The sequence below is a fragment of the Pseudomonas sp. GL-R-19 genome (genome assembly GCF_019956375.1).
In the GTDB taxonomy this organism is placed as follows: domain Bacteria; phylum Pseudomonadota; class Gammaproteobacteria; order Pseudomonadales; family Pseudomonadaceae; genus Aquipseudomonas.
Genome location: NZ_JAHBDJ010000003.1, coordinates 25,061 through 42,008 on the forward strand (window position 1 = coordinate 25,061; position 16,948 = coordinate 42,008).

11 protein-coding genes are annotated in these 16,948 nt (G+C 52.8%); 2 read left to right on the forward strand and 9 right to left on the reverse strand.

Features of this window, described 5'->3' with window-relative positions:
• Positions 1 to 205 precede the first annotated feature (205 nt).
• From KGA83_RS01515 to KGA83_RS01525, 3 genes are all read right to left on the reverse strand, one after another.
• Positions 206 to 1,684: a DUF1254 domain-containing protein gene (locus KGA83_RS01515; protein WP_223527819.1), complete on the reverse strand. Its 1,479-nt coding sequence runs from the start codon at positions 1,682 to 1,684 to the stop codon at positions 206 to 208.
• Between the two features lie 16 nt (positions 1,685 to 1,700).
• Complete coding sequence (locus KGA83_RS01520; RefSeq protein WP_158273923.1) at positions 1,701 to 1,850, reverse strand: hypothetical protein; 150 nt, start codon at positions 1,848 to 1,850, stop codon at positions 1,701 to 1,703.
• A gap of 72 nt (positions 1,851 to 1,922) precedes the next feature.
• Positions 1,923 to 3,014 carry an alpha/beta fold hydrolase gene (locus KGA83_RS01525; protein WP_223527823.1) on the reverse strand — a complete coding sequence of 364 codons (1,092 nt, stop codon included), beginning with the start codon at positions 3,012 to 3,014 and terminating at the stop codon, positions 1,923 to 1,925.
• A 351-nt stretch (positions 3,015 to 3,365) separates the two neighbouring features.
• On the opposite strand from KGA83_RS01525, the gene KGA83_RS01530 reads away from it, so the two are divergent.
• Positions 3,366 to 3,875 carry a cupin domain-containing protein gene (locus KGA83_RS01530; RefSeq protein WP_108215539.1) on the forward strand — a complete coding sequence of 170 codons (510 nt, stop codon included), beginning with the start codon at positions 3,366 to 3,368 and terminating at the stop codon, positions 3,873 to 3,875.
• A 522-nt stretch (positions 3,876 to 4,397) separates the two neighbouring features.
• Here the strand turns inward: KGA83_RS01530 and KGA83_RS01535 are convergent.
• The 4 genes from KGA83_RS01535 to KGA83_RS01550 all read right to left on the reverse strand — a co-directional run bounded on the left by KGA83_RS01535 (position 4,398) and on the right by KGA83_RS01550 (position 13,558).
• Positions 4,398 to 5,378 (reverse strand): 5'-nucleotidase, encoded by a 981-nt coding sequence (locus KGA83_RS01535; RefSeq protein WP_223527826.1) that lies wholly within the window; start codon positions 5,376 to 5,378, stop codon positions 4,398 to 4,400.
• Positions 5,379 to 5,486: 108 nt separating this feature from the next.
• Entirely contained in the window at positions 5,487 to 9,386 is a 3,900-nt protein-coding gene (locus KGA83_RS01540) for a hypothetical protein (RefSeq protein ID WP_223527830.1), read from the reverse strand.
• Positions 9,387 to 9,488: 102 nt separating this feature from the next.
• The gene (locus KGA83_RS01545) at positions 9,489 to 11,492 is read right to left on the reverse strand and encodes a UvrD-helicase domain-containing protein (protein WP_223527833.1); all 2,004 of its coding nucleotides are present in this window, start codon (positions 11,490 to 11,492) and stop codon (positions 9,489 to 9,491) included.
• Positions 11,489 to 13,558 (reverse strand): ATP-dependent nuclease, encoded by a 2,070-nt coding sequence (locus KGA83_RS01550; RefSeq protein WP_223527835.1) that lies wholly within the window; start codon positions 13,556 to 13,558, stop codon positions 11,489 to 11,491. The genes KGA83_RS01545 and KGA83_RS01550 overlap by 4 nt, the downstream gene beginning before the upstream one ends.
• Positions 13,559 to 13,916: 358 nt before the next feature.
• Here KGA83_RS01550 and KGA83_RS01555 point away from each other — a divergent pair, with 358 nt between their 5' ends.
• Positions 13,917 to 14,108, forward strand: coding sequence for a hypothetical protein (locus KGA83_RS01555; RefSeq protein ID WP_223527837.1), 192 nt, complete (start codon positions 13,917 to 13,919; stop codon positions 14,106 to 14,108).
• Positions 14,109 to 14,289: 181 nt separating this feature from the next.
• Here KGA83_RS01555 and KGA83_RS01560 read toward each other — a convergent pair whose 3' ends face one another.
• Both KGA83_RS01560 and KGA83_RS01565 read right to left on the reverse strand, forming a co-directional pair.
• Positions 14,290 to 15,453, reverse strand: coding sequence for a DUF3800 domain-containing protein (locus KGA83_RS01560; RefSeq protein ID WP_223527839.1), 1,164 nt, complete (start codon positions 15,451 to 15,453; stop codon positions 14,290 to 14,292).
• Positions 15,454 to 15,526: 73 nt separating this feature from the next.
• Complete coding sequence (locus KGA83_RS01565; RefSeq protein ID WP_223527840.1) at positions 15,527 to 16,837, reverse strand: HNH endonuclease; 1,311 nt, start codon at positions 16,835 to 16,837, stop codon at positions 15,527 to 15,529.
• Positions 16,838 to 16,948: the final 111 nt, after the last annotated feature.

Sequence of the window (16,948 nt, forward strand, 5' to 3'; positions counted from 1 at the left end):
GTGAGGACGTCATGGTTACGCAGATCGAATCGGGAATATTGAATTGGTGTGCTGTCTTTGACCGACGCGAGCAGTGAGCGAGGCGCGTACCTGTAGGAGCGAGCCTGCTCGCGATGAGGCAGGTACATTCAATAATGATGTCGGCTGACATGCCGCCATCGCGAGCAGGCTCGCTCCCACAGGGGGCTGTGTTTGCCAATCCTTTTCAGTTCGTTTTCACCACGGCCGGTGGGGTCCATTGGCCGTTGAGTGCCTCGGACTCTGGCCAGTAAGCCCGGATATACAGCGAAAAACTGGCGTCCCTGGGCGAGGGCAGCCAGTTGCTTTCCTTGTCCTTGCCGGGTGATTCGCTTTGCACGTAAAGGGTCAACGAGCCATCAGGGTTGGTTTGCAGGGACTTGTTCCTGGTGCCAATGGAATAGCGCTTGAGGGCATTCGGGGCGAAGAAATGCTGTTCGTTGTACAGCGTCAGCGACCAGAAGCCCCTGACCGGCGGCAGCTTGCCTTTGGCGAATGTCACGCTGTAGCCGTACTGGCCGTTAAGGCGCAGGCCGTTCTCATCCAGGTCCTGGTAGAAGTATTTGGCCTCTTTCTGCTGGTTCACGAAAATGTTCGAGCGCGCCACGGCGGTACGACTGAAATAGTCAGTGCCGAACGCTGCGCCGTTGCTCACTGTGCTCCAGTGATCGGGCAATTGCAGGCCATAGTTGCGGAACTGCAACAGCGGGTCGATCACTTCGTTGTCAGCCTTTTTCGCCTCGTCGATCATCGCGGCCCGAAGTTGCGGGTCGGCCTTGGCGATGGCCGCCAGGGCGGCCATTTGTGCGTAGCGGGACTCTTCGCCCGGCAATGGCTTGGCATCCTTGAGCAGGGTCGGCAGTTCGTCGAAGAACTTCTCCGGTATCACCCATTTGGTTTCGGCGTTGCCTTCGGAAGCCTGGGCCGGGAATTTCGGCAGCCTGGCCCAGGCACGCGTCTTCATCTTGCCGTCGTACTGCGACAGTGGGTACATGTCGATGCCCGACAGTGCCGGTTGCACAGCCAGACGGTCGGTAGCGGTGTCATCCAGGAATACCCGCGGGATCACGAACCCGGTGTTGGTGCGCGCTCGGTACACCCGCTTGATGCCGGGCGGCACCTTGCCGTTCCAGTCCGGGCCGACCAGCAGGTAGAAACCCGGTTGGGTGTTATACATTTTGCCCAGTTCGGCAAAGCTGTCGGAACGCAGGTCGACCACCTGATACACCCAGAAACGGCCGTCGAAGTCCGGTACTTGCAGCACCACCGGCTCAATGTCCAGGGCGATGCTGCCGGCGCCGTACACCACGTCCTGGTTCGGACAGGCCACCAACCGCTCGGCCGGGTCGATGTAGTCGCTGAGCATCGACAACCGATTGATCGGAGCCACGGGCACGATGCCGCCCATCAATCCGGGTTCGGGCAGGTTTTTTAAGGTCTCGCGACGATTGAAGATGTTGGCCATCGGCCAACCCCAGAAATACGCCTCGCGCGCCATCATGCGCACGTACGGCTCAGTGACTTTGGTGCCGGCGACGGGGCCCGCGACCGCGCTGGCGGCGGTGGCTTCGACAGCGCGGTTCTGTGCCCCCGGCAGAGGAGTGGCGGCGAGCGTACTGGCAATGGTCAAGGCAAAAAGAGCGTGGCGTCGGGGCAAACGAATCATAATGCGTCCTGACTTGTCAGCGGTCACCTGATGCAGGTGAGTTGCTGAAAAGATAGCTCATGTTTGCCGCAGCAATACCTGTAGGAGCCGGCTTGCCGGCGATGGACTCAAGTGCACCGCGTTTATCCGGTTCACACGCGTTATCGTTTACGACCATCGCCAGCAAGCTGGCTCCTGCAAGGGATCGTGCCCACGAAGGTGGTTATTCGGCAACAGCAGGCGAATGCCGGATCCGCCCTTAAAGATGATCCGCATCGATCACCGCCTTGGCGAACGCCTGCGGATCTTCCTGCGGCAGGTTGTGGCCGATGCCGCCACTGATCAGCCGGAATTGGTACTTGCCGGTGAAACGCTTGGCATAATCCGCGGGGGCAGGGTGGGGCGCGCCGTTGGCATCGCCTTCCAGGGTAATGGTCGGCACGCTGATGGACGGCGCCGTGGCCAGTTTCTGCTCCAGCGCTTCGTACCGGCTTTCGCCCTGGACCAGGCCCAGGCGCCAGCGGTAGTTGAACACGGTGATGTCGACATGGTCCGGGTTGTCCAGCGCCTTGGCACTGCGGTCGAAGGTGGCGTCATCGAACGCCCATTTCGGCGAAGCCGATTGCCAGATCAACCTGGCGAAGTCGTGGGTGTTCTTTTCATAACCGGCGCGACCACGGTCAGTGGCGAAGTAGAACTGATACCACCACTGCAATTCCGCCTTGGGTGGCAACGGGTTCTTGCCGGCCGCCTGGTTGCCGATCAGATAACCGCTGACCGAGACCAGCGCCTTGACCCGCTCAGGCCGCAACGCCGAGACAATGTCGGCCGAACGCGCACCCCAGTCATAACCACCGAGCACCGCTTGCTTGATCTTCAGGGCATCCATGAAGTCGATGACATCACTGGCCAGCGCAGCCGGTTGGCCATTGCGCAGGGTTTTGTCGGAGAGGAAATGTGTATCGCCATAGCCGCGGGCATAGGGCATCAGCACCCGGTAACCCTTGGCTGCCAGCAAGGGCGCGACCTCATCATAGCTATGAATGTCGTATGGCCAGCCGTGCAGCAGGATCACCACCGGCCCGTTGGCCGGGCCTGTTTCGGCATACGCCACGTCCAGCAGCCCGGCGTTGACATGCTTGAGCGGGCCGAACGGCGAGGGCGCCGCCTGAGTGGTGCCAGCCGCGGTTGCCGCTGGCTGCGCAGCGGTGGCCGTTTGCCCGTGGGCTGCGCCGAAAACGCCGAACAGGGTCAGCGCAAGGATCGAAGGGCCGACCAAGTGGCGGCGAGCGTTGCCGGTGTTGCTGTTGCTGTTGCTGTTGCTGTTGCTGTTGCGCAGTGCCATCTTCATGGGGTTTCTCCATTGCTAGTCATGGGTCAGGGGGCCGGTCCGAGCCCCTTTAAAGCTGGCTTGCATTGAAACGCGGCAACGTATCCGGCCTGTGTCGAATCGCCGGGCGGGTGAAAGTCTGTGTATCGGGCGTTGGCGTTGACACACTGTGATACACAGGGACTTGGCCTGAGCCTCTTGGATACGCAGCGAAACTTGGTTGAGACTGAGGAGCGGGGAAGTCGACCGGTTTTCTGGTACGGCTTCGAGCCAGAGTAAAAGCCAACTCGACTAAAGCACTATTTAGTCGAGTTATGTCGGCAAATGCTGCGAATGCGGCACTAAGATCGCGAATAATGGGGTATACGACAAATGACTCAAAGCACCCTGAAAATTGGAGAAATGATCAAAGCCCTGGGTCTTGAGCCCCATATCGAAGGTGGATTCTTCCGCAGAACCTACCAATCGGCCGACGAGAACACGGTTGTGATTGCGGGTGGCCTACGGCATTGCATGACGTCGATTTTCTATCTGTTGACCCAGGATTCTCCGATAGGTCATTTCCATCTCAACCAGTCAGACATCGTTCATTACTATCATCTGGGCGATCCGATTCAGTACACGTTGATTTTTCCGGATGGCACGTTGAAAACCATCGTGATGGGTCACGACGTTCTCGCCGGACAATGCTTGCAACTGCACGTGCCCGGTGGCATCTGGAAAGCTTCGCAGGTGATGCAAGGCGCTGCAGGATTCGGCTTGATCAGTGAAGCGGTTACGCCAGGATTTGATTTCGCCGATATGGAAATGGGCGACCGGCAAAAGCTCGGTCAGCAGTTTCCTGAACATTGGGCGCTGATCGAAAAGCTGACGCGGGGCTGAGGTGGTTGCGTGTTTCAAGATCTGTGCGTGTCAGGGTCAATCTGGCAATATGGCGTTACGCATAATGTATATTATGTTAAATCGTGTATTGAGGCAGCCCCCACTGCAGGTGTCTTCGTCAACGATGAAAACGTTGAAAGAAAACCGGAATCTATTGAAGTTTGACTGGAATCGCCAGTTTTTCAGAGCAATGCATATTAAATATAATCCTAAATCTAACCAGCTTCGATGCCCTTCATCGATTGATAATCGACCCCCCCAATCGCTAACCCACTGAAATTGAACACAAGCTCAAGAAATTCCGGTTTGTTCTGTGGGAAATCTCACGTCAAAACTTTATCGGACAGATTGTTTTGAGTGTGTATCAGTTGATTTTTTTCTTCTAAAATCAGCCTCTTAAGTGTCGTAAATTAAAGCGGACGATTTAAGGTCAGTGATTTTGCCCTTCACCTAGGGTCAATTTTGTCTCGCGTCTTAGGGGGCTCGTCCTCTCAGAAGATGGCGCGATCCCAAGCAACCTTCTTAAACCACCGCATCAACCTGACCAACCTCAGGCGCAAGCATCTCCGTTGCCATATTGTTAGTGATGCCGAAGGGGATGTGCACTGACGGAGCAACCGCGCTGGTCGATTTGAGATGGCCGGATTGGTCATCAAAGAAGATGTGGGGTTTCAGTACGCCCAAAATCTTACCTTTCTCGATGCCACCCAAGAAGAACGCGTCATTGGCCATAACGCCCCAACTCTTGAGTGTATTCATCGCGCGTTCATGGGACGGTGCATTACGTGCCGTCACGATCGAAACGCGTATGCGGTTTTCGTATTCAGGATTGAGCTTCTTGTGCTTTTCCTCGACGGTTTGGATCTTGGATATCCGCACCATGAATTCCTTCAGCGGCCCGGGGTTGTGGGGCTGCATGACGTTCTTAACTTCATGGGCATGAAACACTGTCAGCCCAGAGGTCTGCATAATCGATTCAGATTCATCGCCGGCGAGTACGCCGTCAAAGTCGAATGCGATGCGCAGGGTTTTGTCAGTTTCGTCGTCTTCGAATTTTGAATCGAGCACCTGCCCTGCCGGATACCCTGCCTTAATCGCACCCTCTACGTCCTTTTTTTCACCAGACAAAAACAGCGCGATATTCAGTGCAGGGATGTACTCATACGGCGATTTTCCCTGCATGAAAATTGCCCTTGTCATCCCAAGTCCGTAGTGCTCGATGGTCTTCAATACGCGCAGCCCAGTATCGGGATCATTTCGCGATAGAAGTATCACCTCGACAAGTGGATCCGCAGGATCGACGCTGAGGTCATTCACCGACAACAGACGCTTGATGAAGGGAAACGCTATCCCCTTGGGAAGCGGGACGTGGAGGTTTTCTTGCTGAAACTTCCGATACTCCTCCTCTCCCTGGCTCTGAAAAACTGCATCTGACGCCACCAGGTCGAACACGGCACTGGAAGCCACCCCGATCACTAAGCGATTTTCTAACTCGTAGGGCATTGGAACCTCTCTCGATGCTTTTGAACGCAAAGTTTGTCGGGCGCCGAACATATCGATCGCTAGTCGGCGCGCGGCGCAACTTACAAACTGCACGCGCAACGTCTAATTTCAGGTGCTAGATAACACCATGCCTTTCGATTTGGTGGTGGCGCTGATGAGATCCCCCTTCTGCGTCACGGTCTGTACGAAACCTTTCGCTTGAAGGGCATTGACCAGTCTCATGTTGAGATCGCTGTACGGCACTTCAATTTTTTTAACTGCTGGTGACAGCTTGGAAAAACCGTCGCCTAACAAGCCAAGGACGGAGGCTGATTCTGCCCAGTTGTACGATGGCAAGCATTGGATCAGCATTTCAGAACGTTGATGGTGAGCCAGCCCTTCCCCACCGACAAAATTCTTGAGCTCAGGGATCAGAGTTGATGGGAAGCTTGATGAGCGTTGATTCGCCAAGCCACAAACTCTAGCAATTTCCTCAATGGCCTCGTTGCTGCCACGAATGAGCTCAGGCGGTAAGCTTGCCCACATGTTCATTTTCTCATCCAGTTCAGACACTCGGCTTTTGCTTATGGCCAGCACTACATCGAGGGGCAATTGGGATAGCTCAATTTGCCCACGAGCCTGCGCCCAGTGTGCCACAAGGTATGGCGCCTCCAAATCCGCGCTGAAAGAGTGGACTGCGTTACGAATCTCCGGGCTAAAGGCTAGGAAGGGTGCGCTGATGAGCATTTCCCAGCGTTCCCTGGATTCCAGTCCCTTGAGGATCAAAGGATCGTCAAGGACAGTTTTTGCGAAGAGCACTGCAAGCGTTTCGTTAGAAAGCCCTGTTGGGCCGAGTAGGTAACTCTGCAGTACATGATGTATGGGAAAATTGTCATCCCACAGTACATCGCGTAACTCTTGTGCGTGACGTTGGATGAAACTCGCGAAGGCTTCCATGTCGAACGTTGCGCAACCTTTTTCCTCAAGAGCCGGAATGAAAACGTCTTTGAAGAATCTCCACACTGCCTCAGGCTTCATTTTCACCCGATCAGACAGAAGCATTTTCGCCCACAACGACGGAGTCATATCTTCGAGTTGATCGAACGTACAGGTCGTGTGATCAAAAAGTTGAGCCGCTGCATCAGAGTCTGAGGATTCGTCTAAGATGGCCTGTACCAATGCAGAAAAAGAAGCCGTGGACTCGTCCAGCATTCCCACTTGAGTCAAAAGAGTGTTCGCAAAGTGTTCCGGCGACTCCAACAGGAGATCTTCCAACCCCTCGATATCCAGCGTCTGTAATTGACGATATGAGATGAGCCCTACATCGTTGTCGTCGGTCTTCTTGGTTTGAGCAGATTCTGCTTTGTGGCAAATCAGGGAAAGCATGTGCAGATTTATGTCAATGCAGCCCCCCCTGATTAGCCTCTTGAGGTCGTCAAGGAGGATGGTGTCATCCAAGTTAGTGAAACGCATCGGCTGCGCGGTCAGCCAAGGCCAACCTTTAGCAGTAGTCTCAATCCCAGCCATCAGGCGCGAGACATCTTCCAGATTCGCAATCAGGTCGTAGATTGTCGTATTCGGCTGAGAATCAAGCTGTCTGATCTGAGCAACCTCCAATCCATCCATCATCGCACCTATCAGGGCCTGTTTCGATACAGCCGACTCAAAGCGTTCGGCCTTCAACAACTCTCGGAATAACCTGGGCTCGGTAGCATAAACAGCCTGGACAAATCGAGGCGAAGTCGGGCCCGAAACCAATATTTCTGTTGCCTCAGCCACCCTATCTAAGTGTCCTTCAAGCCCACTCTTGAGAATGGTTGCAAGCGTATTGCGCTGATGACTCATGCTGGGTTCGTGGTAGAGACAACTGGAGAGGTAGTCCATCAGTGCGACAATAATCCCCCTGCCATTAGTCAGGTCGTCTGTATCAAGTTTTTCTACGACCTTTTCTGGGGCGCTAATCACTGTGGCGACATCTACGGAGCCACCACTCCGGAGGCTCAATATCAGGTTCTTGTCTTCGGATGTGAGAGACCCTGGGTAGAAATAGCCAAAGTAGTCCATATAATCCGTATCGATGTAACCGTGGCGCAACAAGTAATTGATGACATCCAGGCCTTTCAGCTTTTGAGTGATGATCTCGCCATAGTCTTTTTTTACAGATGCACGAAAGGTCTGGTGGTTAATACGATTAGCCTCAATTCGTTGCTCGGCTATCGCACTATCGATCTCAACGATCGTTCGCTGAAGGAGGTCATACCTCTTTTTATAGAGCGTCGACATCAAGAGCTCCTTCGCCCCTATGGCTGCCGAAGACCGACTGTACACCTGCCCATGCTCATTGACGGCGATCATTATCAGTTGAGCATCCTGAGAAAAGATCGCTTCAAAAATTTCATCGAGAACGAATTCCTTCAGGCTATATTGTTCGCCTCGTCGCACTTGAACGTGAGTGGCGATAGAAATACCTGATTTTTTCAGCAACTCAAGCCAAACGTAGGCCCGAAGCTCACCCGTGCTATTAGCGATTTCCTGCCCACGTCTTTCCCTTTGCTCTCGCAACGCTTGGTAAGCATCATCAGCCTGCTTGAATTGCTGGAAGCGCCAATCACTGAATCCATGAATGGCGTCGTAAATGACTCCATGCCTCCTTACCAGATCAGCGTATTCGATCGGGTGAAGGTTCCGAATCGCGATGATTGCAAACAGCTTGTTTGGATCAAGCTTCAGTCCGGAGCCAGCGCCAATGATGCTGGAAAACATGTCGTATTCATTGACAATATTTTTGATCAACCGCATGTCGTCAATGAAATAACAAACGGTTTCCAACAACGAGTAATCAAGCCCGGCACCTAGCTCAGCACCGTTGAATTGGCGTTCACGAAGCAGCTCAAGCATCTTCTCACGAGAGTTTTCAGAGTTGACAACGGGAATGATTGGGATGATCAGGTCGAAAAATTTCGTTTTCTCACCGACGGCGAATAGCTCGTCGCGAAGCGCGTAAATGAAATAAACAGGGCGTTTGATTTGCGGAGATTGCTTGATGATGAAATTGATTTCCCGCAAGCGTGTAAAAACGTCATGAATACCGAATCGATCCAGATCCTCAATCACCACGACGTCGATTTTGCTGCGTTCGAAGCAGTAGACGATTTCATCAACGTTTTTATGCAACACGGAGCCATGATGGGTCGTTTCCAGCTTCCCTCCCTTGATTGTGAAGCCATCAATGCTGAACAATGATGCCAGTTTTAACGCGGAGAACATCATGTACAGCGCCCCGCTCCCGAGCACGACGACGGCCGCCAACCCCGGAATTTGTAGAAGCCCTTCGACCAACCATGCCGGATCGATGTTCGGTAGTTTTTCAACCGTCGGAACGTAAAGTCTAAGGCCTGCCACAACCATCAAAAGAGTAAAAATGGTTCGAAGCCAGATGATCGATGAAGACGCCTGAATGATGCGCTTCAATCGAGTCTTCGGTAGTTGTCCGGAGGGAACCGCATATAGAAGTTGCTGAACAACGGTCTCTTCGATTCGCGTCAAGATGTCGGAATCGCTTTTTTTCTCTGCAGCTTTTTGATCTGAGGCGCTCCAAGTGGACTCAAGGGGGACGGTTGGCGAGTCAACCGCGGCCCTACCCGCCCTCTCCTTGTCCAGGTCTTTGCCAAAGGCTGCCAATGAAACGAACGTGTAGGTGAGCTCAGGATGACGGTCGACAAACGTACGAATAACGCTGCTCTTACCGGCGCCATACTCACCAGTGATGGCGATATTGCGAACCTGGTCATTGTTAAGCGCACTCAACAGCTCGCTTTCGTAACGGCGTGACCGATCTGATTCCAGCAGAACAGGCGTCAAAGGCTCGAAAACATTTGTACTGCTGGGAAGAGACAGGAACTCGGTTGCGGCAGACACCGCTTTTTTGCCCGCTTTCTTGTAGCGCTTGAACTGCCCATTAATACGACCTAGTGCATAGTTGAAGCGCTCGTACGGTGAGCAAAAAAATCGAGTGATATGACGGAACATCCCTGTCTCCTAAGTCGCGTAAGGCTGTCCGTGGGAACCGCCAAAAAATGGGCTTTACTGGATAGGCACACGCAGTAAAACGTAAGGGGAGCAGCGGAGCAGCTATGGCACCGAAGTCTGAGCTGTCAGCTCCAAAATCGACCACCCGGCTGTTTTGAGCGCCGCCCTCCGCTTCTCTCCAGCGGCACCCTCCCCCAAGGTGCTCTGACGTATGGCCAGGCACAGCATGTGAGTCGGCCGAGTCATCCCCACGTACATCAGCATCATGTCTTTCTTAGCGCTGTCCGCTGGTCTCTTGGCAGCGGCCTTTTGGCCCTCAAGCCACGGCATGAGTTTCTGAATGAAGTGGGTCTTCCTGAAGGTCTCTAGGATCAGCGTCGCAGAGTGGGTTTTGCCCTTTTCCGAATGAATTGATGACATCCGGATATCGACGCCGTCGGCGCCCTCCTGGAATCGGTAGGTGTTGATCAGTGATCCGCCGCTTTCTCCGGCTTCAGTGGCTGCGGGGGCAGGCTCCCAGGCGAGGTACTGATGGCCTTGAAGATCAGCTGCTACGCCCTCGGCATCATGTAGAACAGCTGCCAGCAGTAAGAGTTTGGGCGAAATGACCTTGACCCAATCCCGCTCTGTGACCTCCGACGGCACGAACAGAATCTGCTGAATGCACTCGCGGTACCGAGCGAACGCTTCAGGTTTGGTCGTGAGTTTCTCTTCGACTGAAGCTTGGCGCCGGCCTCTCAACTGCACCAGGCTGTCAGGAAACGCTAGTACGCCCAGGTTGGCCAGGCAGGAAGCCAGCAGCTCAACGGCTGAAGCAGCTGTGGGTTCTCGCATCGCGTAACGCCGAGCAATGTGTGCACCTTCAGCGAACGTGCGAGGCTTGAACGATGTCTTGGTCGTATCAGACCGATAGGATGGCCAGTAGTGCTCCAGGGCCTTCGGGTACTGGTTCGCTTTGAAGTTCTCAAGCCGATGCACGGCGCCGACGGCGAACACACCCGCCTTGCGGGTTTCCGTCGGCAGATGCTTCAGCACCAGCTTTGCGAACTCATCCAACACCTGGGTCGCATCTTCGTCAGGGAAGACGATGATCGTGTTGGGGACACTGTCTGGCGTACGCGGAGCCCGAAGTCCTACCAAACCATTCGTGATGGGAACATACGCAAAGGGGTTGGCGATCGATGCAATGGCCTGATCAAAGCGGAAACTGCTGGCGATCTCCAGCTGACGCCCCGGGTCAGGGAACGGATCCTGCAGTGACGTCTTCTTCTCGAAGATTTCCTGGTTTGGATCACCGACGCGAATGACCCGTACATCTGGGTCATCGTGGGGAAAGACACGCTGAAGCACGCCCGCCTGGTCAGGTTGGGTGTCCTGCATTTCATCGATCAAGACGCAAGGGAAGCGCAGGCGTAATGCAGCGCCCACGCCCGCCTCCTGATCGAGTAAGGCGTGGCCCAGCACGAACACCTCATCGAAGCAGAAGTAGCCAGCCTTGGCTGCGCCACTGAGCGATTTCACCACGCTCTTGTAGGTGTCCGTGTGTGGCGCAAAACCAATATCTTCAGCGCCGAGCGGTTGGTCGAAATCGGCAGACCGGATCCGCAAGCTGTGAAGACTTTTGAATTTTTTCTCGAAGGCGGCTTGTGCACCTAAGTGCTCGCGGTACGTCAGCTCCCTTCGGCGTGCTTTATGCGTGGCCTCATCGTCAATGACCTGCAACGCAATCCCTTTCGAGCGTAACCATGGCGAGGCCAGGAATCGGCCGGTGAAACCATGGATGGTGTCGATGTAGTGAGGAAAGCGCAGCAGCCGTTGCCCCACCTCGGTGCCGCCTAGCCGTTTCTCGATCTCTTCTCGAGCCGCGTTGGTATGCGATAGCACGCAGATTCCTTGCATGCGGCTTTTCCAGTGGCGTGCCAGAATCGCCAGCTTCGCCACTACCAAGGTCGTTTTGCCGCTGCCGGGACAAGCCGCGACATCAACGGTATCCATGGACTTCAGAAAATCGCGACGAGGCTCGTCTAGCGCCTCAAGCCCCATCAGCTCCGTGACCCAGTCCACATCGGCGTCAGTGATGGGGGCAACCAGATGGCTGAGCGTCATTTGGCGACCTCCTCCACCGGGTCAGCAGATCCTGGGTTTGGCGCGGTGAGTACCATCACGGGGTGAGCCGAACTGGAGGTCGTGCCTAATGCTGAACCCCGCGTCGCATATTCGATCGCGTGGACAACGTAAGTGGGCAGCAGTCCTCGCAGCGTCGTGGCATCCAGGGTGCGGTCATCGAAACGTTGGTCGATCAAGTCGATCAGGTGCTGTGCTGCGATCGCTTTGGAGGCCCTTTTGAACAGCTTTTGAATCGCGGAGCACCGAGCTTCCTCGCTGGCATGGGTGGTCTGAATTTTAGCAAAGGCCGTGTCTGCCTTTTTCAGCAAGCTGCCTTTGGTTTCCTTGCCTTCATCGACCTTGTCCTCATTGATGGCCAGGTATCCGGCATGATGGACTTCCCTCGAGAGGCCTTTGAACGCCAGGTCGTATTCGAGCGTCCAGTGGTCGGCAACGAACGTGCGTACACATTGCCCATCGCTCTCGGTTCGCTTGTCGCGATGCGCCTTGAGACCTTTTTCAAGGTCGGCCGGTGTGATACCAAAGTCTTTCATGGCGCGCCAGCGCCGGTCAGCTTTGTCTGGCCAGACCGATCCTTTCACCCCCTTCAGGCTCATAATCTCGGGCGCGCAGTCCGGCATCACGTCCATGTCGGTGATGCATGCCGTAGGCACGGTGATCTCGCCTTTTGAAGCATCTTTGCGTTGCAAGATTTTTGAGTAGCGCCGCAGCCCCACACCGCCCACATTGATGATCGATACGCCGTGCTTGGTGAGATCCTTGCCCAACCGTCGAGCAAGCGAAGGCAGCAGGATTGCTTCCGCATCGCCTTCGACGACAAGCAAGCCCTTTGCGAAGAACAGCCCTGCCTTGGTGACGTCCAGGAAGCGGCTGAGGAAGCGATAATCATCAGGCGCCAGACAGGTCTGACTCTCTGCGAGCGAGAAGGCCTGTTGCCGTTGCATCAGCACCAGGTTCTGCAACGGTATCTTCGAACTCAGGTTGGGGCTATGGGTGGTGAGGATGACTTGTACCGGCCTCAAACCTTCGGAAGGCCTCGCTGCCGCTTCGAGAAACTCCATCAATTGGAGCTGACGTTGCGGGTGCAAGTGCGCTTCTGGCTCTTCGATGAGGAGCAGCGGGAGTCCGTCCGGCTCCTTACCGAGCAGCAGCAATTCGCAGGCCATGAACAATACGTTGTTTGACCCCAGCCCGTAGATGCCTCGCGCTTGTCCAGTGGCATGATCCAGCAGCCCCAGCTCCAATCGCTCCAGGATCTGCTTGAGCTTGGCTGGATCAGCTCCGGCTTCTCCAAAGCCGATGCGACTCGTGAGCGGCTGGCCAGCGAGTGAAAGTGGGCGAAGGTAAGTTTCGTTGATCTCCTTCTGAGCGGAGATGATGGCGCCGTGACGGTTCACTAGGTGGCGAAGGAAATCGCCCATGCCGGCAATGCTGAGCGCCTCCGCGTCAGGGAGGTCGGCCGGGAGTGCGGCGGGATCGAACGAATTGCCCTCATCAATATTAGGGAAACTGCTTAATACTTGGGACAGCCTGGAATTGCGGCCAGGGGACATTTCCCGCTCAGCGTCCCGCAGTGGTTTCAGGTATGCAGTGGCTAACAGTTGCCGTACACCCACATCCAGAGTCGGGCCTTCTCCGTTCTCACCCGATCGAACCGAGATATCGACCCATTTGCGGGTTGAGGCCGATGCAACGACGCGGCGAGCCGACCAATGAACGTACAGCCGCCCCACGCCACCGGTGTAAGTCACGTACTCAGCGAAAGCGCCGAGTTCGGCCAGGCTAAGGCCTTCCAGGGTGCATCTGAGGGTGATGGTCTCCGCCTGAGTGCCATCGTTGGCAATGTGGAAGTCCTCGATTTGCAATCGAAGGTACTCAGCATCCCGGGTCTGCAAAACGTACCGGATCGCATCGATGACGGCAGTTTTACCCGCATCGTTTTCACCTACAAGAGCAGTCACGCCTTCGTTGAATTGGATGTTCAACGCATGATTGTCATGGCCGAACTGGCGGAAATTTTCGATTTTCAAAGCCGAAAGGTACACAGCGCTGCCCCCATCCTGATTCCGTGGCAGGGAGAGGGTTTGCCTATCGCCAGCCTGGCTATAACCATTCCTCCCTGGATGTCGTAGCTATATGCCACGAAAGCCTGGCGAAGGCTACTCGATTCGGCCGCGTTGAATCCTTCTAGCCCAAGACGATGCGGTGTCCTGGCACCGGGCGAACATACAGCATCATGCTTCCTCGCTCTGGAGACGGCGGCGTGGTAATCGATCGCCATAATCATCCTTGCCTCGCCACTTAGCCTTGAGCGAATGGAGTAAAAAGGGTCGAGCAAGCTAGTCGACCTCATACGTTCTCCTATGCCACGATCATGCACCAAACAAGTGGGGTGGAAATGACATGGCTTTCAGCGATGACAGCGGCGGATTCGCTTTTTCATGCACGGACGCAAAGATTTCCATTGGCGCGTCGACATGGGCTACGCGTTTGAGTCAAATCAACAAAGCCACCGGCGAAATCTTGATCCTGACCCGTGGTCTCCGTCGGCGAGAAAAGCTGAGGCTCGATCGGCATCTTCAGATTGATTTTTGACTCCTTCTCCCGGATACGCTCCACGAAGACAGCCCTTCTCTTAGCCCAGACGTCTGCCCCGAGCCTATCCACAAGCAGCTTGTAGAAAGCTTTGATTCTTGCACGCTCAACCTGACGAACATCCAGCGCAATCTCTCCCTATATCGATCTAGCTAGCGAACCGAGCAGATAATCAGCGTGATTAACGATTGGTAGCTTTCAGATGCGGGGACAAGTGAGTATCAAAAATGAAATAGTCACTTTTATTATCGCTATCGATTGTAGTCACTCTATGAAGTAAAACATTACTGAGGGCGTCAGATTTTTCAATGAGCGCTCGCAGTGCGGAGACGTTACTTTTCTGCGCTTGATTCATGTCTTTCTTGAAAGCAATCAGGCTTTTAGTAGGTGTTTTTTCAATAAATGAGAAGTACCTACCTAAAAAACCAGCAACAATATCAGAAAGCTGTATTTCGAAGTGCTGCTTGGAGTCGACAAACTGATAAGGAATTTCCCTTCCGTCGTGTGTAATTCTATATTTTTCAATCGCCTCCCTTACTGATTTTTCCTCATCAAAGATATGGGAAGAGTTTTTAAAAGCACAAAGTCGATATAGAAAAAAAGAATCAATACCCTTAATTAACACCCCCGGATTATTACCTACTAAAAAACAAAGCTCTGGTACTACCCTAGCTCGCAAAATGATTTCCTTTAATGCGTTTGTCGGTGCAAAAACGGTTTCAGGCCAGTTAGCAACAAGAAAGCTATAAAGCTCTTTCAGGAACTCGAAAGTAGCCTCTCGCTCGACATTAGGATAATCATACTTATTAATCAGAGCCAAAAAGCTCGGCATATCTTTTGTTGCAATGTTATGCAGTTCATTTTTTAGTTCGCGATGCATCAGAAAATAAGAAGCAAACTCGTCGCAAGCAATTATTGAGTCAATGATATCTACGATGAACCAGTTCACTATATTTAAATTTGTGTAGTGAATTCCGATATCTCGCTCCAAAAGCCACTTGAGTACATAATTAAGCTTCGACGAGCCCAATACCTTTTCAAATGCACCATGACCCACCATGTCAAACTTAACTTCATCCGCAGTAGGTTGTATTCTAAATAACTTCCGAAACTCGCTCGCATCACCAGCATTTTGGTTTGGCTTTAAAACTATTCCGCCCAATACAAAATTATCACTTTTAGTTACATTCAAGCCGGCTGCAGAAAGCTTCAAATTTCCAAAGTTATTTGTTTCATCATAATAAAGAGTTAGATCCTGATCAGTCCCTCGACCTGTAGGTGTTTCGAAATAAAACTGCTTAGCTTCGACTTCAATTTTTTCCACTAACGGCGAATCCGATGTCATACACTAACTCCTTGAGTTTTTGAGCTCATAAATTATAGCGACAAACGCGCAAAGAGATAAAACGCACGAAATTTTACTGATCCTGAGCTTGTCCAGTGCCGGCATTATCTCCTACCGTCCCCTCCGTGCGCCCAGAGTGAGTGACGCGTATTGAGTCACTCACTGTAATTTCTTGGGTACTATGCAAGTCCTGGTATCTCCACCCACCAACCTGGCTATACATAGGAAAAAACGACCAAAATGCCTCGAACTCCGAGTCACTCGAAAAGTCCAACTTATCCTTGCGCGAAAAAGGCAATATAAATACGTATACAAAAGACCCAAACCTCAACTCAGTCAGCACATGAGGTAGAGTGTAGTCTTTAGTTTTTCGAGTAAATACCGCGATCGAAAAATTCGAGTCACTAGGTTTGCTGTGGACAATATTAATCGCCACTTTCGGGAGCCGGACTTGTGGCCGGTCATTTCTGACCCAAGCTACTGTATCCTCCAGCCCAATCATATCGTCGGTCTTTATAACCGACAATGTGATCTTGCAAAGAGCGCGATATAATTTCGCAGGCGTTAACTTTCTGGCCCCACCTAAATCAACAAATATTCCATCATCAGTGACTTTTATCTTTTTAGCTATTACCGTTGGAACCCCATTATGAGAGGTAATTTCACCATTTGTATATTTGAGGTTAGGCACCCCACTCTTCCCCTTGACCCCGAGAAAAGCGCGATATATATCGAACTGCCCAATTAGATGAGGCTCGATACTGTCACCGAAATATTTATTACATTCGTCGCACTCATCACCCAGGATAAGAGATTTATTTCCCAGCGCCTCAGGTATTGCATGCGCAACCTTGGCGAACGAAGAACCAGTGTCCAAACTCCCCCTACAGAATCGACAGACTCTGTCATCTTTTTTAGCATTTCCGATTGTGACTCGTATGTCTGTGCGAGGAGTGAATAGGTCGTAACTATCAAGAAGGCTTCCAGTAAAATCCTTTACACTCTCAACTCTTCTTTTCCATTCGGCTCCGACCTCAGCTTCATCAAACTCGTTTAGAACCTCCAGCAGTATTTCCAGCTCACTCTTCGTTGAAGAGTCCGCCGGCATATCCTTAGCAATAAGAAATATCTCACCATCCGGCATATCCTGAATTTTCTTTTGCAACCTATGAAAATAATGATGCGTCTTGCCGTGCCTCGAAACAAAACGTTCAACATCAAGCTTAATTTCTGGATTGACCGTCACCCAAAGCTTATACTTTCCAGTTTTATAAAAGCATCTCAATAGCTCACTATAAACTTCAGCACCACTAGGAGTTGGCTCACCGAACTCCATCCTAAACCCACCCTTCAACATCATAAACTCGACAGCTAAAACATCCATGTGATCACTCACTTATCTTTAAATAAAACAGTGACTAGGACTATTCGATCTTCCACCCCCTTCATTAGCCTGCATCACGCAGTGATCGAAGGGCACAATAAATAACAAAAT